This window comes from Sodalis sp. RH15 (genome assembly GCF_047324255.1).
Taxonomy (GTDB): Bacteria; Pseudomonadota; Gammaproteobacteria; order Enterobacterales; family Enterobacteriaceae; genus Acerihabitans; species Acerihabitans ligni.
Genome location: NZ_CP178738.1, coordinates 1,988,921 through 2,011,342, shown reverse-complemented (window position 1 = coordinate 2,011,342; position 22,422 = coordinate 1,988,921). Strand labels below are relative to the sequence as shown.

At 56.9% G+C, this 22,422-nt stretch carries 17 protein-coding genes; 7 read left to right on the top strand and 10 right to left on the bottom strand.

The window, feature by feature from the left end; translation table 11 throughout:
* Positions 1–10: 10 nt before the first annotated feature.
* From gsiD to ACL2XO_RS09400, 5 genes are read right to left on the bottom strand one after another with little or no spacing between them, the layout of a single operon-like run.
* The gene (gsiD, locus tag ACL2XO_RS09420) at positions 11–916 is read right to left on the bottom strand and encodes a glutathione ABC transporter permease GsiD (protein WP_413723766.1); all 906 of its coding nucleotides are present in this window, start codon (positions 914–916) and stop codon (positions 11–13) included.
* 9 nt (positions 917–925) lie between these two features.
* Positions 926–1,846 (bottom strand): glutathione ABC transporter permease GsiC, encoded by a 921-nt coding sequence (gene gsiC, locus ACL2XO_RS09415; RefSeq protein WP_413723765.1) that lies wholly within the window; start codon positions 1,844–1,846, stop codon positions 926–928.
* A 9-nt stretch (positions 1,847–1,855) separates the two neighbouring features.
* The gene (gene gsiB, locus ACL2XO_RS09410; RefSeq protein WP_413723764.1) at positions 1,856–3,397 is read right to left on the bottom strand and encodes a glutathione ABC transporter substrate-binding protein GsiB; all 1,542 of its coding nucleotides are present in this window, start codon (positions 3,395–3,397) and stop codon (positions 1,856–1,858) included.
* A gap of 28 nt (positions 3,398–3,425) precedes the next feature.
* Positions 3,426–5,459, bottom strand: a complete 2,034-nt coding sequence (locus ACL2XO_RS09405; RefSeq protein WP_413742588.1) for a dipeptide ABC transporter ATP-binding protein — start codon at positions 5,457–5,459, stop codon at positions 3,426–3,428.
* Positions 5,459–6,403 carry an isoaspartyl peptidase/L-asparaginase family protein gene (locus tag ACL2XO_RS09400; RefSeq protein WP_413723762.1) on the bottom strand — a complete coding sequence of 315 codons (945 nt, stop codon included), beginning with the start codon at positions 6,401–6,403 and terminating at the stop codon, positions 5,459–5,461. Before ACL2XO_RS09400 ends, ACL2XO_RS09405 begins: the two co-directional genes overlap by 1 nt.
* A gap of 343 nt (positions 6,404–6,746) precedes the next feature.
* Here ACL2XO_RS09400 and moeA point away from each other — a divergent pair, with 343 nt between their 5' ends.
* Together moeA and moeB are read left to right on the top strand one after the other, a co-directional pair.
* Positions 6,747–7,982 carry a molybdopterin molybdotransferase MoeA gene (moeA, locus tag ACL2XO_RS09395; protein ID WP_413723761.1) on the top strand — a complete coding sequence of 412 codons (1,236 nt, stop codon included), beginning with the start codon at positions 6,747–6,749 and terminating at the stop codon, positions 7,980–7,982.
* 50 nt (positions 7,983–8,032) lie between these two features.
* Positions 8,033–8,794 carry a molybdopterin-synthase adenylyltransferase MoeB gene (gene moeB, locus ACL2XO_RS09390; protein WP_413742587.1) on the top strand — a complete coding sequence of 254 codons (762 nt, stop codon included), beginning with the start codon at positions 8,033–8,035 and terminating at the stop codon, positions 8,792–8,794.
* A 44-nt stretch (positions 8,795–8,838) separates the two neighbouring features.
* Here moeB and ACL2XO_RS09385 read toward each other — a convergent pair whose 3' ends face one another.
* Positions 8,839–10,434: an ABC-F family ATPase gene (locus tag ACL2XO_RS09385; protein WP_132922696.1), complete on the bottom strand. Its 1,596-nt coding sequence runs from the start codon at positions 10,432–10,434 to the stop codon at positions 8,839–8,841.
* Between the two features lie 782 nt (positions 10,435–11,216).
* A complete protein-coding gene (ompX, locus tag ACL2XO_RS09380; RefSeq protein ID WP_413723759.1) occupies positions 11,217–11,735 on the bottom strand; it encodes an outer membrane protein OmpX in 519 nt (172 codons plus the stop codon).
* Positions 11,736–12,538: 803 nt separating this feature from the next.
* On the opposite strand from ompX, the gene dps reads away from it, so the two are divergent.
* The 5 genes from dps to ACL2XO_RS09355 all read left to right on the top strand — a co-directional run bounded on the left by dps (position 12,539) and on the right by ACL2XO_RS09355 (position 16,919).
* Positions 12,539–13,042, top strand: a complete 504-nt coding sequence (gene dps, locus ACL2XO_RS09375) for a DNA starvation/stationary phase protection protein Dps (protein ID WP_132927832.1) — start codon at positions 12,539–12,541, stop codon at positions 13,040–13,042.
* 119 nt (positions 13,043–13,161) lie between these two features.
* Positions 13,162–13,428, top strand: a complete 267-nt coding sequence (locus ACL2XO_RS09370) for a DksA/TraR family C4-type zinc finger protein (RefSeq protein WP_132922698.1) — start codon at positions 13,162–13,164, stop codon at positions 13,426–13,428.
* Between the two features lie 251 nt (positions 13,429–13,679).
* A complete protein-coding gene (gene ybiO / locus ACL2XO_RS09365; protein WP_413743049.1) occupies positions 13,680–15,923 on the top strand; it encodes a mechanosensitive channel protein in 2,244 nt (747 codons plus the stop codon).
* A gap of 23 nt (positions 15,924–15,946) precedes the next feature.
* Positions 15,947–16,582 (top strand): flavin reductase family protein, encoded by a 636-nt coding sequence (locus ACL2XO_RS09360; RefSeq protein WP_132922699.1) that lies wholly within the window; start codon positions 15,947–15,949, stop codon positions 16,580–16,582.
* 115 nt (positions 16,583–16,697) lie between these two features.
* Entirely contained in the window at positions 16,698–16,919 is a 222-nt protein-coding gene (locus ACL2XO_RS09355) for a hypothetical protein (protein WP_132922700.1), read from the top strand.
* 79 nt (positions 16,920–16,998) lie between these two features.
* Here the strand turns inward: ACL2XO_RS09355 and ACL2XO_RS09350 are convergent, their stop codons facing one another.
* The 3 genes from ACL2XO_RS09350 to dinG form a co-directional block, all read right to left on the bottom strand.
* Entirely contained in the window at positions 16,999–18,873 is a 1,875-nt protein-coding gene (locus ACL2XO_RS09350) for a M3 family metallopeptidase (RefSeq protein ID WP_413742586.1), read from the bottom strand.
* A 16-nt stretch (positions 18,874–18,889) separates the two neighbouring features.
* Positions 18,890–19,876, bottom strand: a complete 987-nt coding sequence (ybiB, locus tag ACL2XO_RS09345) for a DNA-binding protein YbiB (RefSeq protein WP_413742585.1) — start codon at positions 19,874–19,876, stop codon at positions 18,890–18,892.
* A gap of 117 nt (positions 19,877–19,993) precedes the next feature.
* Positions 19,994–22,138 (bottom strand): ATP-dependent DNA helicase DinG, encoded by a 2,145-nt coding sequence (dinG, locus tag ACL2XO_RS09340; RefSeq protein ID WP_413742584.1) that lies wholly within the window; start codon positions 22,136–22,138, stop codon positions 19,994–19,996.
* Between the last annotated feature and the right edge of the window lie 284 nt (positions 22,139–22,422).

The following is a 22,422-nucleotide window of genomic DNA, read 5'->3' as shown; positions in this document are numbered from 1 at the left end:
ATCTCCTTTGTCAACTTTTCAGCTTCGGGTCCAGCGCATCCCGCAATCCGTCACCTAGCAGGTTAAAAGCCAGCACCGTCAGAAATATCGCCAGGCTCGGGAAGATGGCGATATGGGGCGCCGTGACCATATCCGCCCGCGCTTCGTTGAGCATGGCGCCCCACTCCGGCATCGGCGGCTGTGCGCCGAGGCCGAGAAACGACAGGCTGGCGGCGGTGATGATGGAGGTGCCGATGCGCATGGTGAAATAGACCACGATGGATGAGAGCGTGCCGGGCAGGATATGGCGCAGGATAATGGTGCGATCCGGGGCGCCGATGCTGCGGGCGGATTCAATAAAGGTCTGGTGCTTTAATACCAGCGTATTGCCGCGCACCAGGCGAGCGAAAGCCGGGATACTGAAAATCGCCACCGCAATAATCACATTGGTCATGCCGCTGCCCATGATAGCCACCACCGCAATGGCCAGCAGAATACCGGGAAACGCGAACAGCACGTCGCAGATGCGCATAATCAGCCGATCGTACCAGCCCTCGTAATAACCGGCCACCAGACCGAGGGCGGTGCCCACTACCATGCCCAGCAATACCGAAAAGAATCCCGCCGCCAGGGAGATACGTGCGCCCATCAGAATACGGCTGAAGATATCCCGTCCCAGGGAATCCACCCCCAGCCAGTGAATCAGCGTCGGGCCTTGATCCAGCCGGTCGTAATCAAAATAATTTTCCGCATCGTAGGGCGTGAGCCAGGGGGCAAGCAGGGCCACGACTACCAGCAGCACGACAAAAATCCCCGCCGCCAGCGCCAGCGGCTGTTGTTTAAACCGGCGCCAGAACTCGTGCCAGGGTGTGCGCACGGGATGGGAAGACATCACCGGCATAGCCGCGAGGGCGGCCTCGCGTCGCCAGAATTTCATTCCAAGCCCTTAATGGTACCGGATAGACGGATTGATTGCGGCATATAGCATGTCCACCAGTAAATTAATCAAAATAAATTCCAGGGAAAACAGCAACACTTCGGCCTGGATCACCGGATAGTCGCGCATTTCCACCGAATCCACCAATAAACGCCCCAAACCGGGCCAGTTGAAAACCGCTTCCACCACAATGGACCCCCCCAGCAGGAAACCAAACTGCAGACCCATCATGGTGATAACCGGAATCATGGCGTTGCGTAAACCGTGCTTGACGATTACCCAGAATTCCCCCACCCCTTTGGCGCGGGCGGTGCGCATATAATCTTCCTGCATAACTTCCACAAAGGAAGCGCGGGTAAATCGCGCCATAATGGAAGCCACCGCCGCGCCCAGGGTGATGGAAGGCAGAATATAATGCTTAAGACTGTCAGCCCCCACGGTGGGCAGCCAGCCGAGGTAGACCGAAAATACCTGCATCAGCAGGATGCCCAGCGCAAAGGCGGGAAATGAGATGCCCGATACCGCCAACGTCATGCCGATCCGATCCGGCCAGCGATTGCGCCACACCGCCGAAACGATGCCCAGCGCCATGCCGAAAATCACCGCCCACACCATGCTGGTGAGCGTCAGCCAGAAGGTGGGCATAAACCGGGAGGCGATCTCTTCGCTAACCGGGCGTTTCGACACCAGCGACCGGCCGAAATCGCCGCGTAATGCCCGGGTGAAAAACCGCAAAAACTGCTCCGGCAACGGTCTGTCCAGCCCCAAATCCTGCCGCACCAGCGCCACCACCGAAGCGTCGGCATTGGATCCCGCCACCAGCCTGGCCGGATCCCCCGGCAGCAGGTGGACGAACAGGAACACCAACACCGCCACGATCAGCAGCGTCGGCACCAGTCCCAGCAGACGCTTGATAAAATAGTTCAGCATGCGCGCGGGCTATTTCATGTCGGCGTGGGTGAAATCAAAGGAGCTGTCCGGCATCACATAAAATCCGGTGAGATTTTTACTGTGCGCGTAAAGCAGCTTTTCAGTGAGCAGGAAAACCCAAGGGGCATCGGCCCAAATTTTATCCTGAGCGTCTTTATACAAACGGGTTTTTTCCCCGCGATCGGTGGTTTTCAGCGCATCGATCAGATCTTTATCCACCTGGGGATTACTGTAAAAGGCAGTATTAAAAATGGCCGGGGGCGCCGACGGGGTGGCGAACAGCGGCGTCAATGCCCAGTCCGCCTCACCGGTTGAGGCCGACCAGCCAGTATAGAGCATGCGCACGCCGGTTTCATTAACCCCTTTGGATTCCACTTGGGCGGCGCGCTGGCCGGCATCCATGGCGGTTACCGTGGTTTTGATGCCCACCTGGGCCAACTGCTGTTGCGTGAACTGCAGGGCTTTCTGAAAGGTACTGGTATTATGGGACGACCAGAGGGTGGTGGTGAAGCCGTTGGGATAACCCGCCTCTTTCAGCAGTTCCCGTGCCTTGGCCGGATCATAGGGCCAGGGTTTGTATTTCACCGAATAATCTATCCCCGCCGGCAGCGGCCCTTGCGCCGGCACGCCGTAGCCGGCATAGGCGACCTTGATCAGGGCATCTTTGTTGATGGCATAGTTGATGGCCTGGCGCACCTTGAGGTTGTCAAACGGCTTTTGCGTCACGTTCAGGCTAATATAGCGCTGCAGGATAGAGGGGGCCGAGACCAGATCCAGCTTGCTGTTTTTCGCCAGCACGGCGGCCTGTTCGTAGGGTACCGGGTAGGCGAAGGTGGCTTCACCGGTTTGCAGCATGGCGGCGCGGGTGTTGTTATCCACCACCGGCCGCCAGGTGATGCTGTCCAGTTTCGCCTCCCCTTTCTGCCAGTAGCCGTCGAAACGTTTAACCTTCACGAAATCGGTGGGGTTCCAGACCACGAATTCGTAGGGACCGGTACCCACCGGATGGAAGCCGATCTCCTTGCCGTATTTTTGCAGCGCCGCCGGAGAGATCATGGCCGCGGCCGGATGGGACAGGTTATTGATAAATGGCGAGAACGGCGTTTTCAAAGTGATTTTTACCGTATCGGCATCAACCGCCTCGGTCTTATCAATCATCTTGAACAGGTTGTAACGCTTGAGATGATTATCCGGGTTACTGGCGCGATCCAGGTTGGCCTTCACCGCGGCGGCGTTAAAGTCGGTGCCGTCCTGGAATTTAACGCCCGTGCGCAGCTTGATGGTATAGGTCAGGCCGTCGGGAGAGACCTGATAACTGTCCGCCAGGACATTCACCTGCTTCATGTCTTTATCGAAGCCGAACAGTCCTTCATAGAAGGATTTGGCCACCGCCTGGGACAACGTATCGTTGGCGTCATAGGGGTCTAGGCTGGTGAAATTGGATCCCACCGCTATCACCGCGTCCTTGGCGGCCCATGCCGGCGCTGAAGAAAGGGCTGCCAATACTGCCGCCGCCACCAGCCAGTGACATTTGTTTTTATGCTGTGTCATAACGTTTCGTTCTCCATGAAGATCCTTGTCAGTAGGCGCCGCCAACGGGGTGACGGGCAACATAATGCCCGACGCCCACCTTGACCAGCGGCGCAACCAGGGGTTCATCGCCCAGGTCCCGGACGGGGCTGGGAATTTCATCTACCAATAAAGCACTTTCAGGCCGGCGGCGTGAAGGATCGGGCACCGGCACCGCGGACATCAATTTACGGGTGTAGGGATGCTGCGGATGGGCAAATACCTCACGTCGCGGACCAATTTCCACGATTTGTCCCAGGTACATCACCGCGACCCGGTGGCTGATGCGTTCCACCACCGCCATATCGTGGGAAATAAATAAAAACGCGATGCCGAATTCCCGTTGCAAATCCAGCATCAGATTGATTATTTGCGCCTGTATAGACACATCCAGGGCGGAAACCGATTCATCGGCAATCACCACCTTGGGATTAAGGGCCAACGCCCGGGCGATGCAGATGCGCTGGCGCTGTCCGCCGGAAAATTCATGGGGATAGCGCTGGGCATGTTCCGGCAGCAGGCCGACCCGCTCCAGCAGGGTTGCTACCCGCTGCTGCGCCGCTTTTCCCTGCGCTACGCCGTGCACCAGCAGCGGCTCCATGATGGAGTAGCCTACGGTCAGCCGCGGATCGAGGGAGGCATAGGGGTCCTGGAAGATAAACTGGATATCCCGGCGCAAATGCTGCAGGGCGTTACCCTGCATTGAAATAATGGATTGTCCGTTAAAGATGATATCGCCGCTCTGGCTCTCCACCAGGCGCAGCAACGCGCGGCCGGTGGTGGATTTTCCGCAGCCGGATTCCCCCACCAGAGCCAGGGTTTCACCGGGATAAAGGGAAAAGCTGACCTTTTCCACCGCGTGCACCCGCCGCCGGACCCGGTTGAAAATGCCGCCGCGCAGATCAAATCCCGCTACCAGATCCTTCACCTGCAGGATGGGGGAGGAGCCCGGCGGTACCGTATTCTGCGGCCTTTCATCCCCGATCGCGTGTTCAATGCCATCAGTATTCAGGCCTGTTTCACTCTGTGATGGGCTGCCTGGCGGCAAGGGCAGCGGCGTGAATTCTGCGGACCGGACCGGTTCGCCGGGTCCCACGACTTGAGCATCCGGCGCCGCCCCCGGCGAGCTTTTCAGCAGCGGAAATTTAGCCGGGAAATCGCGGCCGGCCATGGAGCCGAGCTTCGGCACCGCCGCCAGCAGCGCCCGGGTATAGGCGTGGCGCGGCGCGGAGAACAGCTGGTTTACCGACGCCGATTCCACATCGCTGCCCCGGTACATAACCAAAACCCGATCGGCCATTTCGGCAACCACCCCCATATCGTGGGTAATAAAGATTACGCCCATCTGCATTTCCCGCTGCAGACTGCGGATCAATTGCAGAATCTGCGCCTGTATGGTTACGTCCAGCGCGGTGGTGGGTTCATCGGCGATAAGCAGCGCCGGTTTGCATGATAGGGCGATGGCAATCATTACCCGCTGGCGCATACCGCCGGATAGCTGGTGCGGAAACCTGTCAAGCATGTTCCTGGCATTGGGAATGCGCACCAGATCCAGCATGCGCAGCGCTTCGGCTCGCGCGCCGCGATGATCCTTGCCCTGATGCAGGCGGATGGATTCGGCGATTTGCTCCCCCACCGGAAAAACCGGGTTCAGCGAGGTCATCGGTTCTTGAAAAATCATCGCCATGTCGGCGCCCCGCAGGGTCCGCAGCGTGGAGGCCTTGGCCTGCGCCAGATCCAGCACCTCGCCGTTGCGGCGGCGAAACAGCAGCGTTCCGCTGTCAATACGACCGCCCCCCAGTTCCACCAGCCGCATGACCGACAGCGCCGTTACCGACTTGCCGGAGCCCGATTCCCCCACAATCGCCAGCGTTTCGCCCCGGCCAACGTCAAAAGTGATGCCCCGCACCGCGCCGATGACCTGGTTTTCATGGCTGAAATGCACGCTGAGATCGCGCACCGACAGCACCTGATGGCCGGCCAGCGCCAAACCGCCATCGGCTGTGGCCTTGTCTTGGAGACTCGTCCCCAGGTCCTGCGCCATCAGCGATAAATCCCGATCTGGATGTCGCTGTCGACATAACCGATGGCCCGGTACATGCCTTCGGCGTTAAAAGGCAACGCTACGTTGCCGGCGCGATCCACGGCGATAAGACCGCCGGTCCCGCCCATAGGCTGGATTTTTTCGAAAATGACCCGCTGGGCCGCGTCAATCAGCGTACGGCCGCCATAAGCCATCTGCGCCGCCAAATCATAGGCGGCCACGCCGCGGATAAAGATTTCACCCGTCCCGGTGCAGGAGACCGCGGCGGTAGCGTCGTCAGCATAGCAGCCGGCGCCGATAATCGGCGAGTCGCCCACCCGTCCGGCGTGCTTGTTGGTCATACCGCCTGTAGAGGTGGCGGCGGCGACATGGCCGGATGCATCGCAGGCTACCGCGCCCACGGTGCCGAGCTTGCGATCCGGATCGATAGGATCCGGCGAATCATGATCCAGCACTGAACCGCTTTCATTTTGCACTGCCTGCTGCCACTGGGCATAACGCTCCGGCGTAGCAAAGAAGTCCGGCGCCACCTGCTCAAGGCCCCGATCAAAAGCAAAAGATTCCGCGCCGGCGCCAATCAGCATGACGTGAGGACTGTGTTCCATTACCTCGCGGGCGGCCAGGATGGGATTGCGGATGCAAGACACGCCGCTGACGGCGCCGGCGGCACGGTTGCTCCCGTCCATGATGGCGGCGTCCAGCTCATGCCCGCCCTGGTGGGTATATACCGCCCCTTTGCCCGCGTTGAACAACGGACATTCTTCCAGCAGGCGCACCGCTTCGGTCACGGCGTCAACGGCGCTGCCGCCTTGGGCCAGCATCTCCTGCCCGCGCCTGACGATAACGCCCAGGGCATCGCGATATTGCCGCTCCCGTTCCCCACTCATGGCTTGGCGCGCAAGAGCACCGGCACCGCCATGGATGACTATCACTGGTCTTGTCACTGGATAAATTACCTTGCCTGCGCTTTAAATGTGAAAACCATCGCTACGCCGGTCTATGCCGACATCCCTTGTTGCTGTCACTGAAAATTGTGCGGATAAATTATTTTAATAAGTGTGGCATATAACGATTAGGTTATCATTTTTGACTATATTGACCCTGCTCGTCGGTGTAAAGGAGAAATGCACCGTGTTGATTGTATAAGCGATAACGGCATTTCGTTAGTCATAACGCGGCAAAACGAACGGCAGGCTTTCATTCTCGCCGAACGCGTTTTCTGCCATAATGGCTGATTAATTCCCCTACCGGCCGCCCACTCTTCCGGCCGATGGCACAGGAGTCAAGATGGCCGAGTCACATTCTCCCTTGCTGACGCTGGAGCAAGCCCTGGTAAAAATGTTCTCCGTGGTGCAGCCGCTGGCGGACAGTGAAGTTCTGGCATTAACCGACGCCGCCGGTCGGGTGACCGCCGGGCCGATTATCTCGCCGGTCGACGTGCCGCCGTTTGATAACTCCGCCATGGATGGTTATGCGGTACGCCTGGCGGATTTGGCAAGCGGACTGCCGTTGCCGGTGGCCGGTAAAGCCTTTGCCGGCGCCCCGTTTACCGGCGAATGGCCGTCGGGTACGACGGTTCGCATCATGACCGGCGCGCCGACGCCGGCGGCGGCGCAAGCGGTCGTCATGCAAGAGCAGGCCGAGGTGGCCGACCATGGCGTGCGTTTTACCGCCCCGGTCAAGGCGGGACAGAATATCCGGCGTATCGGCGACGACATCCGCCGGGGAGAAGAAGTGCTGCCGGCCGGCCGGATGCTCGGGGCGGCGGAACTGCCGCTGCTGGCCTCCCTGGGTATCGCCGACGTGGCAGTAGTGCGCCGGCTCAAAGTGGCGCTGTTCTCCACTGGCGATGAATTACGCCCCATCGGCGCGCCGCTGGCCGCCGGACAAATTCATGATACCAATCGGTTTACCGTGCGCCTGATGCTGCGGCAAATGGGCTGCGAGGTAATCGATTTGGGTATCGTGGCCGATAACGCCGATGCCCTGCGCGACGCCTTCCGACAGGCGGATAACCAGGCGGATCTGCTGATTACCAGCGGCGGCGTGTCGGTGGGGGAAGCGGATTACACCAAAACCGTGCTGGAAGAGTTAGGCCATATCAATTTCTGGCGCCTGGCCATCAAACCCGGCAAGCCTTTTGCCTTCGGCCGGCTGGACCATGCCTGGTTCTGCGGACTGCCGGGCAACCCGGTTTCGGCCGCAGCCACATTTTATCAGCTGGTACAGCCCGTTATCGCCCGGCTTTCCGGCCGGGTCGGCTGGCGGTTACCGGCCCGCCTGCGTGCCCGGCTGCTGACGCCGTTGAAAAAGTCTCCCGGCAGGATGGATTTCCAGCGCGGCTATTTTAACAGCAACGATCGGGGCGAGATCGAGGTAAGCAGCACCGGCGACCAGGGCTCCCATGTGTTCAGTTCGTTCAGCGCCGCCAACTGTTTTATCGTGCTGCCCGCCGAACAGGGGGCGCAGCAGGCCGGGGAATGGGTGGAAATCGAGCCTTTCAATCAATTATTGCTGGCCTAGTGCCGGCAAGTAGTGCAGGCAAGTAGTGCACGCAAGAACAGGAACGAACCATGGCAAACGAACTCAGTCATGAGGAAATGCTGCGCTATAACCGGCAAATCACCTTGCGCGGCTTTGATTTCGACGGCCAGGAAAAGCTCAAAGGGTCCGGGGCGCTGATCGTCGGCCTGGGAGGATTGGGCTGCGCCGCGTCGATGTACCTGGCCGCCGCCGGCATCGGCCGCCTCAAACTGCTGGATTTTGATCAGGTGGCGTTATCCAACCTGCAGCGGCAGATTCTGCATACCCATTGGCGCATCGGCATGGCGAAAGTGAATTCAGCCGCCGAGGCCCTGGCGCAAATCAATCCCCATGTCCACATTGCGGCCTATGACGCCATATTGGATGATGACGCCCTCGGCCCGTTAATCGACGGCAGCGATGCGGTGGTAGACTGCAGCGATAATGTCGCCACCCGGGAGCAGTTGAACAGGCTCTGTTTCAGCCGGCGCAAACCGCTGATTTCCGGCGCGGCCATTCGTATGGAGGGGCAGGTCAGCGTCTTTACCTATCAGGCCGATGAGCCCTGCTACCGTTGCCTGAGCCGCCTGTTCGGCGGCGAAACCCTAACCTGCGCCGAATCGGGCGTCATGTCGCCCCTGGTGGGTGTGATTGGTTCGCTGCAGGCCATGGAGACCATCAAGGCATTAACCGCCTTCGGCAAACCCTCCGGCGGCAAACTGCTGCTGTACGACGCCATGACCATGCAGTTCCGGGAAATGGCGCTGCATCGCGATCCCCACTGCGAGATCTGCGGTAACGCGGAAGCCTAAACCGAGCGCGTCAAAGGGAGGCCATTGCATAGCCGGGCCGCTAGCTAGTTCACTCCCTGGCTGCGCAGATAATCCTCATAGTTGCCGGTAAAGTCCGCCAGTCCGTCCGGCGTCAGCTCCAGAATACGGGTGGCCAGCGAACTGACGAACTCCCGGTCATGGGAAACGAAAATCAGCGTACCCTGGTACAGTTCCAAAGCCATATTCAGCGATTCAATGGATTCCATATCGAGATGATTGGTAGGCTCGTCCATCAGCAAGATATTCGGCTTTTGCATCATGAGCTTACCGAACATCATACGGCCCTTTTCCCCGCCGGATAACACCCCGACCGGTTTATTGATATCATCCTGGCTAAACAGCAGCCGGCCAAGAATGCTGCGCACCGCCTGCTCGTCATCGCTCGGCTGTTTCCACAGGCTCATCCAGTCGAACACCGTGATATTTTCCGTAAACTCGCTGGCATGGTCCTGGGCATAATAACCAAGCTTGGCGTTTTCCGACCATTTGATTTCGCCCACCGACGGCGCCAGCTCCCCCACCAGGGTCTTCAGCAAGGTGGTTTTACCGATACCGTTGGCACCAAGCACCGCTACCTTTTCCCCCACTTCCAGCATCAGGTTCATATCCTTGATGAGCGGCGGCTGGCCTTCATAGCCCTGGGTAAGCTGCTGTATGGTCAGCGCGTTACGGAACAATTTTTTATCCTGCTCAAAACGAATGAACGGATTCTGGCGGCTGGAAACCTTTACTTCATCAAGCGTAATCTTTTCGATTTGCCGGGCGCGGGAGGTAGCCTGACGGGATTTAGACGCGTTGGCGCTAAAACGGCTGACGAAAGACTGCAATTCGGCAATCTGCGCCTTTTTCTTGGCATTGCCGGCCACCAACTGCTCCCTGGCCTGGGTGGAGGCGGTCATATAATCGTCGTAATTGCCTGGGTAAATCCGCAGCTCGCCATAATCCAAATCCGCCATATGGGTACAGACCATATTCAGAAAATGCCGGTCATGGGAAATGATAACCATGGTGCTGTTGCGATCGTTCAGGACCTGCTCCAGCCAGCGGATGGTATTGATATCCAGGTTATTGGTGGGCTCATCCAGCAGCAGGATGTCCGGATTGGCAAACAGGGCCTGCGCCAGCAAGACCCGCAGTTTCCAGCCGGGCGCCACTTCACTCATGGGACCGTAGTGCTGTTCCAGCGGTATGCCCGCCCCCAGCAGCAGTTCACCGGCGCGGGCCTCAGCGGTGTAACCGTCCATCTCGCCGTACAGCACTTCCAGATCGGCGACCCTGTATCCCTGCTGCTCGGTCATCTCCGCCAGGGCGTAGATACCGTCGCGCTCTTCCTTCACCGCCCACAGTTCGGCATGCCCCATGATGACGGTATCGAGCACCGTAAAGTTCTCGAAGGCGAACTGGTCCTGGCGCAATTTGCCCAGCCGTTCATTAGGATCGAGGGCGATATGGCCTGAACTGGGGACTAAATCTCCGCCGAGGATTTTCATCAGGGTGGATTTCCCGCAGCCGTTGGCCCCAATCAAGCCATAGCGGTTGCCGCCGCCGAACTTGACAGAAATATTTTCAAACAGCGGCTTGCTGCCGAATTGCATGGTGATGTTATTACTGATTAGCAAAAGAGATACTCTTCATTAAAATGTGACACTGGGCACATTATGCCACAATCCGCTGCCGAATTGCGCCCCCTGTCTGCACACTCCTTCCCATGTCCGCATACCATGACAGCACAAAAGATACCCGCGCTATCCGTTTCCGGGCCGCTTGCGGGACGACGAATCATTATCATCGTGCAGAAAAACGCATCATTTGGGCGGCCTGAAGTCGTCGCGTTCATGGCGGAATTGACGTTGATATTAAATATCCTTCCAGCCAACCGTGGAGTGAAAATAATTTTTTTATAAGGTTTATTTATTAAAAGATGTCCATCTTTCACAGACCCATTTTCATTTTAGCGACAGATAATTTTTGACATCGTTTATTTCGGCCTGTTTATCAACATTAAATCCCCTATCCAGCACTGCCGGTGCTGCAGGAGTGGAAAAGGTCGAGCCTTTTAATGATTAAAGGAAGGCAATGTATCTTGGCGATGCGTCGGCGGGGAATTATAGCGCTGTGACGGCATGTCATGAAAAATTCATCGATAAAGTCATGTCGAGGTTTGTATATGTCGGTGTAACCCGCTAAGGTAGTGGTCTGCATATTGCAGATTGTTTCGGCAGGATGTATTTACAGTATGTAGCTGAAAATGCAGCTACAGGCAACAATGAGTAACCGCTGGCGGGTGATTGAATAGCATATCAAGGCTGAAGACCCTGAAGAATAAGGGCATGGCTGACTTATCAACCATGCCGATGAGCGATTCTCCAACATGTCAATTCATGTCGCAGAGTAATCGCTATTAGAAGCGATAACCAACACCGGCGATCCAGGTGCCGACATCGACACTGCGGATACGGCTTTGTTCGTAAGATACGTCTATAGCAACGTTATCCATCGGGTTGAACTGAAGACCCGCGCCGTAGGAAACACCCACGTCATCGTTGCTATGGGTATCACGGACTGCTGTGGCATTATTGGTAAACTTACCGGCGCCGATACCTACAACACCGTAGATGCTGGCCCAATCGTTGATACGGAATGCCGGACCGGCGGTAAAGCCATAGTATTGGCCTTTCTGGTAGTTGCCGTCATTGAGCTGGTTTTTTTCGAGATAAGTAAAGGAGCCGATGGCGCTCCAGGGATTGGTGTTATCCCATTCGTAGCGGTACTTCAAGTTGAAACCGCTGGCTTTGTTGATGATGCCCTGGGCATCACCCTGCGCGTAACCTGCTGTTACGGTACTGTCGCCTGCGACCGCTGAACCTGCTGTTACGGCCAAAACACAAGCTAACGCTGAAAGACATGCAATTTTTTTCATACCCACCTCAAATGTGAAATTTACGTCCTAACCACGAAAATATAACAAAAAATAGCACGAAACTCTGCTTAATAATTGTTGTCCAAGTGAACGTATCGTGTAACATAAGTTTTCTATTGCATCTATCCTATTCTTTTTTCTTATGTTTTCCTCTCCGGGGCCAAAACCCACCTTTACGTATACTTACAAGATATTGAGATAATTCCGAAGCGGATGAATAAAAAATAGCCCATCAAAACGATATTTCCTCAATTTTCTGTTCACATATCATGTCGCAAATTTCAGGATGATTCGTATTTTACCGCTTCGTTTATTATTTGATGAGGAAAATTCGAAAATATGGAACGCAAAATGCATTCCTCCATGGAGAAACATTGCTGGGGAAACATTGCCAAGAATAGAGGATACCGCACCCGGCGGAATTATTTTTAGTACCTTTTGGTACATTTTGCCAAGGGCTTTATGCCCGGGAATTAATTCGCACCGAGACCGCTGCCTGGTTTTTTTTTGACCGTGACCGTTCCTTGGCCAATGCCGTTTATCAAATTTTGTTGTACTATAATATATGAAGAAGGCGTTAATTTTAAATGAAAACCATTTGTATTTGGATGCTCCGGCAGGCACGGGAGCGCGCAAAGATTATGTTAACGCCGGTGGAACTTGGCCGGTGCGCTCATGGCGGCCGGCAGGGGTAGGATGACAGGTATCAGCAATATGAGCGATAGGGAGCAAACCCTGCAAATGATGCTATACTTTTAAGCCTGAACGAATTAATAACGATCAATATTAGAGGATGATTGATGATGAGTACCGCTAAACTGGTTAAAACGAAATCTTCCGAATTAATTTATACTCGTAACAACATCGAAGAAGATTTGAAAGTCTCGACTATTGCTTTGCTTAATCGCCTGGTAGTGGAATTTGTTGATTTGGCGCTGATTACCAAGCAAGCTCACTGGAACATGCGCGGTTCCAACTTCATAGCCGTACATGAAATGCTTGACGGTTTCCGTACCGCTATCCTTGATCATCAGGACACCATTGCCGAACGTGTCGTCCAGTTAGGCGGCGTGGCTCTGGGTACGGTTCAGGTTACCAACGACAAAACGCCGTTGATTAGCTATCCCACCAATATCCACAGCGTGCAGGACCATCTGAAGGCCCTGGCGGAACGTTATGCTGTCGTGGCCAACGATACACGTAAAGCAATAACCCAAGCCGATGATGATGACACGGCGGATATCTTTACCGCTGCGTCACGGGATCTTGATAAATTCCTGTGGTTTATCGAATCCAATATTGAATAAACCCGACCCGGCTGCATTCGCCGGCTGGTTTTGCAGATAAGCGCAAAGGCTGACAACGCAGGTTGCCGGCCTTTTTGTTATGCAGACATTTCTCAAAACGCTTTAAGGGGGGCAGATCCATGGCAAGCGGCTGGGCGCCGGACGGCGCGGTACAGGACCAAATCGACTCAACTATTGAAGATGCGGTAAAACGAGCGCGCCATTCACTCTCACGGGGAAATAGCGCCGCCGTCTGCCAAGAGTGCGGCGAACCCATACCTGAAGCCAGACGTCTCGCCCTTCCCGGCGTCCAGCTCTGCCTGTCGTGCCAGGCGGAACGGGATAAAAAGATGTCTTCCCACGCCGGCTATAACCGCCGGGGCAGTAAAGACAGTCAACTGCGTTAAATCCTGTCAGCAGACTTTCCCCATGCAAGCTGAATTTTTACATTTTGGTCGATGTATAAGCCGTTCAGCCACCAGGCATCGCTATAATAAACACTGAGTTCTTTTTTGCGGAACGCCGATTGGTGTTATTTGAAGTCGCTTGCCCAGGAGGGAAATCCATGCCGGTTTTTACCCGCGTGTCGGCATTATCATGCCGCAGAACGTATTGGCGGAAAGCGGGCGCGCTGCTGCTGTTAGGTTGTTTACTGGTTATGCCTTCGCTTCACGCGGCCTCTTTGCCCTACCTTTCAAAACTCACCGCCGCCGCTCCGGCGACACCAGCGGCACCGGCCGCCGCCGCGCCCTCCGCCACCAACGTCAACCCGCCGAGTCCGGCGGATGAAAAAGCCGCTTACGCCGCCCTGGCGGATATCCTTAATAACGACGCCGCCCGAACAGAGCTTATCAAACAGCTGCGTGCCGCCGCCCAAGGCCAGCCCAGCCAGGCCGCCCCCTTACTGGCCCCCGCTGATGAAGAAAAGGACACCCCGACGTTATTGGACAGCGTAACGGACATTACGCGCTTTTACAGCCACGCCCTGGCGGCGAAGCTGAACACCTTAAGCAAAAATATCACCTCGGCGCCACAGCATACGTTTAACCGGGCGGTGTTTATACTGGCCTTGAGCCGGTTCGCTCTGTTGTCCGTCGCCACCTTCGCCTTTTATTTTTTCTGCCGGTGGCTCGTTACCCCGCTGCTGCACCGGCTGGGCCGGTGGGGTCATACTGCCAATGATAAATATAAAAGCGGCGTAAAACGCATATCGGCGGTATTCGGCGCGTTTGCCGTGGAAATGATCATTTTGTTGGCGGCGGTTATGCTCGGGCAGTTTCTGACGGAGTATCTGAACGCGGACAGCCGGACCATTGCCCGGCAGTTAAGTCTGTTCCTCAATGCCTTTGCGGTGATGGAGCTGTTCAAGACCTTGCTGCGAATGATTTTTTGTCCGCGCTATCCCGAATTGCGGCGCTTGCCGATGTCCGATAAAAGCGCCCGTTATTGGAATCATCGGCTGAGTCTGGTGAGCGGCTTTATCGGCTACAGCGCCATGGTCATCGTGCCGATCATTGCCAATCAAATCAATACCCAAACGGCGGCGCTGGTGAATTTTATCATTATGCTCGCCACCACCGCCTATGTGCTCTGGCTGATCGTGCGCAATAAACGCAATATTCAAAAGGAACTGGAGCAGTTTGCTAACCGCTCGCTGGCTTTCTTCAGCGTGTTTATCCGTGCCTTCAGCCTGATTTGGCATTGGCTGGCGGTGGCGTATTTTGTCATGCTGTTTTTACTGACCCAGTTCGACCCTGGCAATAGTCTGAAATTCATGGTTACCGCTACGGTGAAAAGCCTGATGATCATCAGCGTGGGGGCGCTGATCTCCGGATTATTGACCCGCTGGATTTCGCGGCATATCACCCTCTCGCCGGATGCCCGGCGCAACTATCCGCAGCTGCAGCAGCGACTTAACGTTTATGTCTCCAGCGCGCTGAAAATTTGCCGGGTGCTGGTGGTATTTGCCGTGATGCTGCTATTGCTGGACGCCTGGCATTTGTTCAACCTGCGCAACTGGCTTACCGGCGATTTTGGCGCCCGCATCGTGGACGCGCTGCTGCGGATTTTCATAATTCTGATTTTTTCAGCCCTCGGCTGGACCTTGCTGGCCAGCATTGTCGAAAACCGGCTGGCCACCGATGCCCACGGCAGGCCCCAGCCCAGCGCCCGGACCCGCACGTTGTTGACGCTGTTTCGCAATGCCCTGTCGGTTATCATCAGCACCATTACCATCATGATCATCCTTTCCGAAATCGGCGTGAATATCGCTCCGCTGCTGGCGGGCGCCGGCGCCCTGGGCCTGGCCATCAGCTTCGGCGCCCAGACGCTGGTGAAGGATGTTATCACCGGTGTGTTTATACAATTTGAAAACGGCATGAATACCGGCGATCTGGTGACCATCGGCGATATTACCGGGGTGGTGGAAAGAATGACCATCCGTTCGGTGGGCGTACGCCAAGATACCGGCGCCTATTTCATCATTCCTTTTTCATCCATTACCACTTTCGCCAATTTTGTGCGCGGCATCGGCTCATTCGTGGCCAATTATGATGTCAATCGCGATGAGGATATCGATCGCGTCAACCAGGCGCTGCGGGACGCGGTGACTGAATTGATGAGCAAAGAGGATATTCGTCCCATGGTTATCGGCGAGCCCAATTTCGGCGGTGTGGTGGGTTTAACCAATCAGTCCTTTACCGTCCGGGTATCTTTTACCACCCAAGCATTGAAACAATGGACGGTGAGATTTACTCTGGACGGTCTGGTGAAAAACCATTTTGAAGCAGCGGGTATACGGCCGCCCTATCAGGCGGTGCAAATCATTTCCGCCGCCGCGACGCGGAATAATGTCCATGAAGCGGCCAATGATGGCCTGCCGCCCCCCGCCCCTAACGCTTAACAAGCAGCACACCTGGAGTAAAGATGAATCAACCAGAGTATCATTATTACGAACCCAGACAGGGACACGGTCTGGCGCACGATCCGCTGAATTCCATTATCGCCCCCCGCCCCATCGGCTGGATAGCCTCGGTTAATCCCCAGGGGCAGCGTAACCTGGCGCCGTACAGTTTTTTTAACTGTTTCAACTATCATCCGCCCATCATCGGCTTTTGCAGCGTGGGGTGGAAAGACAGCGTGGCCAATATCAACGCCACCGGCGAATTTGTCTGGAACCTGGCGACCCGCCCGTTGGCGCAGGCCATGAATGAAAGTTCGGCCTCGCTGGCCGCCGGCGAGGATGAATTCGGTTTTTCCGGGCTGACGCCGGTGCGAGGCACTCGGGTCGCCGCCCATAGGGTGGCGGAAAGCCCGGTGAATTTTGAATGCCGGTTATCGCAAATCATCCGGCTGCTGGACGCTGAGGGCATGCAATTGGAAAGCTGGCTGGTATTGGGTGAAGTGGTGGCGGTGCATATCGATAAAGCTTTGATTGACGAGCACGGCGTCTACCAAACCACCGCCGCCCAGCCGATTTTGCGCGGCGGCGGGCCGAGCGCTTATTACGGCATATCCGAGCAGCAGCGCTTCGATCTTATCCGGCCCGACGACAGGAAATAGCCAGTCATGTTCGTTCAAATTTTCTGACATATTTCGTCAATAATCGCCACGGAAAAAAATACCTGATGGGCGTAGTATAAGCATTCGTTATGGTATAATTTACAACGTGATTATTATGAAACTTAGATTTATCGCCGCCCTGCTCGCGATTTCCAGCGCCGCCGCCTATGGCGCTCCGGCGTATAGGCTGCCGGATATGCCGCGCAACCCGCGCACCGACAGCGCCTGTATCAGCAAAACCACCGCCGACACGGCCGGCAGCTGTCCGCGCCAGGTATTTGTGCCTGGGAAAAGCCAGGCGATGGAGGGTTACAGCCCGGTTTATCATAAAGACTAAACGGCTATAATCCCATAGCGATGCGCCTGTTTGGGGTATCGCATCGCGCCATCTCCCCACCCTTACTCTACGGACTTCTTTATGCGGATGTGGTCTTGGGACCATATTCCCGCTGGATCGTCTCGGCAAACCGTTGGCACATGTCGTCATCGCTGCGGGCATTGGACGCCAGTACCCGCTCACCGTCGATAATGGTTATCCGCGCGTCGAGGTTAAAATCGGCCGCCGGCTGCGCCCGTTTTTCGCTCTGCGCAATGCTCATTTGCGCCTGCTGCCAGGCCTCCTCCACCGTTTGATTGCAGCTTTGCGCCAGATAGGCCGGATTAAAGCCCTCGCCGGTCAGGCTGCGCAGGGTGTCGTCGTGGGTCACGCTGTTGCCCGGCTGCCAATAATGGCGGGCCAGATCCGGACCAATGGCGGGATTGTCGGTGAGATAGCCGTCGCGCTGCAGGAAATAATGCCGGGTCTGTTCCACCGCCATCAGCGCCAGCAAATAGCCCTGGTAGGAACAGGCCGACTCCTGGGATAACAAATGGGGTATGGCCAGCAGCGGACGCGGGCTGCCGCTGATGCCGAGAATTCGCTGCTCGCATTCCCGCGCCAGCCGGGTAATCGCCTCCGGCGTCAGCTGTTCGTCGTCCCATTGATAAAGGGCCCATTCGAAATAGGGCACCAGCAGAATATGACGTTCATTGAAGGCCCGCATCGGCTGCCGGGCGGCGATGAGCGCCTGGATCAAGCTATCCGGCGGCGGCGCGCCGTTGCCGTTGCGGGCATAGCGTTTCAACCAGTCGGCGTCATTCAGCAGGCTGTCGCAAAACATGGATTGCGTTTCGGCATATGCCATGGAGGTGGGCGGGAACTCCTGGGAAAAACAGGGGGCATTCTGCCGGATATTGGCGAAATGCGCGGCGTGGCCGCCTTCATGAAACAGCGTATTGATGCCGCTGATGCCGCTGCCCACCTGGTCCGGCTTGGCCAGGCTGGTGAAGTTGATGCGGGCCGGGATCCACGTTTCATGCTGCCGGAACGGCGGCACAGGTCCGTGCATAAAACCGTTTTCATATTTGTTTTTACGCACCAGCAGATCAAGCTGCAGCTGCGCGCCGTTGAAACCGATGTGCAGCCGTTTGAAGCTGTCGACCCAACGCCGCAGGGACTCGGCAAACGGCAGGTAGGGATCGAGCTGGCGGGTCACATCGCCGGCGGTGGCATAACGGATATTCCAGGGCGCTAACGCATCCTGGCCTTTCTCCTCCGCCAATTGCCGCAGGCTGCGCAGGTTGGCTTCCCGGGTCTGCTGTTCAAAAGAGTCCAGAATGGCGAACAGCTGCTCCGGCGTCATCTGCTCGGTTTTATTCACTTTATAATCAAAGTAGTTCCGATAGCCCATCTGCCGGGCAAAGCGATTGCGCAGGCGCACCAGGGTGGGGAAGCCGTTATGCAGCAGCCACTGCTCCAGCTCCCGCAAGGCCTGCTGCGAACTTCGGCGATAGGTTTCATCGGCGTTGTTGGCCTGGTTGGTCAGCAGTTCGCCCAGGGTCGCCGGCACGCGTTCGCCCTGGTCATTCAGGTGGGTCAGTTGGAAGGTTTTGCGCCGGGCGTACAAATCGTTTTCCGCCGCGACAATATCGTCCATCAGGGATAACGCCTGGTCATCTTCAATGACATTGCAGTCAAAAAAACGCGCCCAGCCGCGCAGGCCGTGCAGCAATTCATCTCTCTGGCTGCTTTCGGGCGAGCGTTCCAACCATTCGATTTGCGCCCGGATTTGGGCGGGGCGCTTGGGGTCGGCGATAAAACGCTTGTAGGCCTGTTCCGCCCGTTCGAACCGCGCGGGCACATCATCGCCGCCGGTGGCCATATAATTTTGCCAGAACAGGTCCTCTTTGGTTTGATGGACCGCCAGATAGTCGCGATTCAGCGCGTCAAAATAATCAATCACTTGCTGCATGATATACTCTCTCAGATTAGCCTCGGGGGCGGCTGAATACGCCGTCCACATAGTCCAGACCCTGCGCCATGGATAACGATCGCCCGGTGGCCGCCAGACAGCAGGCCAGCTGCAGCCGGATCGATTGCGGCAGGGCAAACTCGCCGCACAGGCAGGCTTGCGTCCAGCGGGCGGTAGTGGCCGCGTCCCGATCGGCGGGCAGCGCTTCCAGCGGCGGCAAAGGATATAACGACGGGTCAAGCAGTAATTGTTGTTCACCCTGGTACAGGCCGAAGATTTTACTCAGCCGCTGCGGGTTGGCGTAAGATTCGCCCTCGGTGCCGTTCATCAACAGGGCGCTGCTGTTGATGGCTTTGAAAAAGTCGCCCACCCGCGTGATATATTCGGGATGGGAGACGCTGGCCAGGCGCCAGTGCAGGTGATGATGGAAGGGGGTGGCCAGTTTCGCCAGGGTATGGGCGCTGTTCCTGACCCCCATGCGCCAGCGCAGCTTAAGCTGGCCGTCCAGCGCCGGGCAGAGCAGGCGGATCGGGATAAATACCGGCTGCCGCCCCATCACCAGCGCGCTTTGCGCCCCGGCCTGGGATTCCTGCCAGGGCACGTCCAGCGCCCGGAAAATTTCCGCGCTGGTGACCCGTCCCGGATCCTCGGTCACACCGTGCACCACCACCGGAAAATCGAGACGGGACAGCGCCAATGCCAGCAAAGGGGTCAGATTGGCCTGCTTGCGCGCGCCGTTATAGCTGGGAATCACGATGGGAGGCGGCATATCCGCCGGCGCCTGCAGGGCCATGACCCGTTCTTCCATCGCCTGGTAAAACCCCAGCATTTCCCCTTCGGCTTCGCCCTTGATGCGAAAGGCAATCAGCAATCCGCCCAGCTCCAGCTCCGGCACCTCTCCCGCCAGTATGGCGCGGTACAGTTCAAAAGCCGTTTGACGGTCCAGATCGCGGGCATGGTTTTTTCCGCGCCCTACTTCTTTGATGACTTTGCTAAAATCCATAACCGATGGTGATCCGCCCTTGATATAGTTTCACTTCCGCCTCGACGCAACGCCGCCGGGTTTACATCCGACTACCTGCCGGGGCGGGCGTTGAGATCCGTGTCAGAACGAGCATAGTCACAGACGGGGCCTTTTTTCAATCGGTTCTGCAGGAATGGGCTCTTCCGGCATCGAACGCTGCTCGATGGGAAAAACCGGCAGCGCCGCCAGTAACCGCGCGCCGTAGGATTTGGTCAGCAGGCGCCGGTCATAAATCACGATTTCGCCGGTGCACGCATGGCTGCGGATCAGGCGACCCACCTGCTGGATCAACTGGAATGAGGCGCTGGGCAGGCTTTGTACTTCAAACGGGTGCCGTTTCTGGCTTTTAAGCCACTCGCCCTCGGTGAGGATCACCGGGCTGTCGATAGGGGGAAAGGCGATTTTGTGGATATGGACCTGCGTCAACAGTTCGCCTTTGAGATCCAGCCCTTCGGCAAAAGACTGCAGCCCCACCAGAACGCTGGTTTTGCCCTGATCCACCCGTTTGCGGTGTTCTTCTATCAGACGGTAGCGCGGCTGATCCCCCTGGACCAATAACAGCAGCCGCAGCTCCGTCACATGGGTCAGGAACGCCTGCATGGCGCGATGGCTGGCAAACAGCACCAGAATGCCGTGATGCCGCCCCATGGCCAGCTCGCCGCGGAAAAAACGCGCCATTTCCGCCAGATGCTCTCCTTCCGTCGCCATTACCGGTTCGGTGAGCATCCGGGGGATCACCAGCTTGCCCTGGTGACGGTGATCAAAGGGCGAGGCCAGGGTGACAAACCGGTCGCCGGCCCGCTCCTGCAGGCCGCTAAGCTCCTGCAGCCGGTCGAAACTGTTCAGGGATCGCAGCGTGGCGGAGGTCACTATCGCGTGGGGGATCTTCGACCAGAGCAGCTTTTCCAACTGGTCGCTCACCCGAATGCCGACACAGTGCAGATAAACATGGGCGCCGTTGTCGAACATTTCCCGGGTCAGCCATTTGGAAATGGGGGCGTTGGAGGCTTTCTCCTGAGCCGCCAGTTTCCATAACCGGCTGGTGGATTCCCAATAGCCGAGGATGCGGCTGGTGTGCAATAGCGCCTGATGCAGCCTGACGATATCTTGCTTGCCGGTCTTTTCGCTCAAATCGTTTAGGAAAAACTCCGCCAGCATGCGCAGCGTATCCGCCAGCTTATATAAACGGGCGGCGGCCTCCCTCATTTCTTCCGGCAGTTGGCCCATGGCGAAACGGTATTCGCCCGCCACGCTGTCGCGGGGCAGAAACGCTGTTCCCTGCCGTTCAAACTGCAACGCCAGTTCGCGAATTTCATCGCAATGATTCTTCAGCCGTTCGCTCTCGCTCAACAGCGGCGGCTTGGCGGGTTTGAACTGCGCCAGCGTCTGTTCGGTCTGGCGCATAAACTGGTCCAATTGATGGGCAACGAAGCCTGGGGTAATTTCGCCGGACATTTCCAGCGCATCGCGGGCCACATCGGGCAAATGATGGCCCTCATCCAGCACCAGCAGCATATCCCTGGGGCCGGGCAGCACCGATTCGCTGTCCAGGGCCGCCATCACCAGCGCATGATTGGCCACCACCACGTCGGCGTGCTCAATTTCCTTGCGGGCAATGAAAAACGGACAGTCGCGGAAATAATGGCAATTACGTCCGAGACAGTTCGCTTTGTCGGTGCTCAATTTGTTCCATAAGGGATCGTCCACCGAGCGGGAGTAGTGATCCCGCAGGCCATCCCAGGCAAAGCCGGTGAGCGCCTGCTGCATTTTTACGCATATCGCCTGTTCCGCCCCGCTGGCCGGCGCCAGTTCGTCATCGAGAAACAGTTTTAAATCGCCTTGGAAAACCGCATCGGCGGCCATCGCCGCCAGATTGCGCGGGCAGACATAGCGCCGGCGGCCGAAGGCGGCGGTAAACTTCAGGTCGGGAATCAGCTTTTTCAGCAGCGGCAGGTCTTTATTGAAAATTTGATCCTGCAGCGCGACATTGGCGGTGCTCACCACCAGCGGTTTTTCTTCGGCACGGCCTATGGCGATGCCTGGTATCAGATAGGAGAGGGTTTTCCCTACCCCGGTGGGGGCTTCGATCACCAGGTGGCGTTCGATATCCCCCGCCAGCGCCCTGGCCACTTCGGCGATCATCTGGCGTTGGGGGGTACGGGATATAAAATCCGGTATATGTTTTTGCAGCGCTTTATACCAATCGTGGATTTGCGCTTTGGCGGCGACGGACAGCGGCATGGATTACTATTTTCCGAGTGCAGGTATGGCTATTGTCACACAGACCGCACGCGGCGTCAGCCCGATACTGGCTATATCTTCAGGGGGCATCGCAATTTGGATAGCATAAAGACGGCTAGGGTGACCATTAACACCCCCGGTCCATGCCAAGGTGTTAGCGGGCTTACCGTGCTGTGGGGCGCTTGTATCGGGGGCGGCAGGCTTTATAATGGTCGCTTGCCCCGCATTAAGGAAATGTATGAATTTCACCAGAGCCGTCGTTTTCAGCGTGATATCCCTTATGG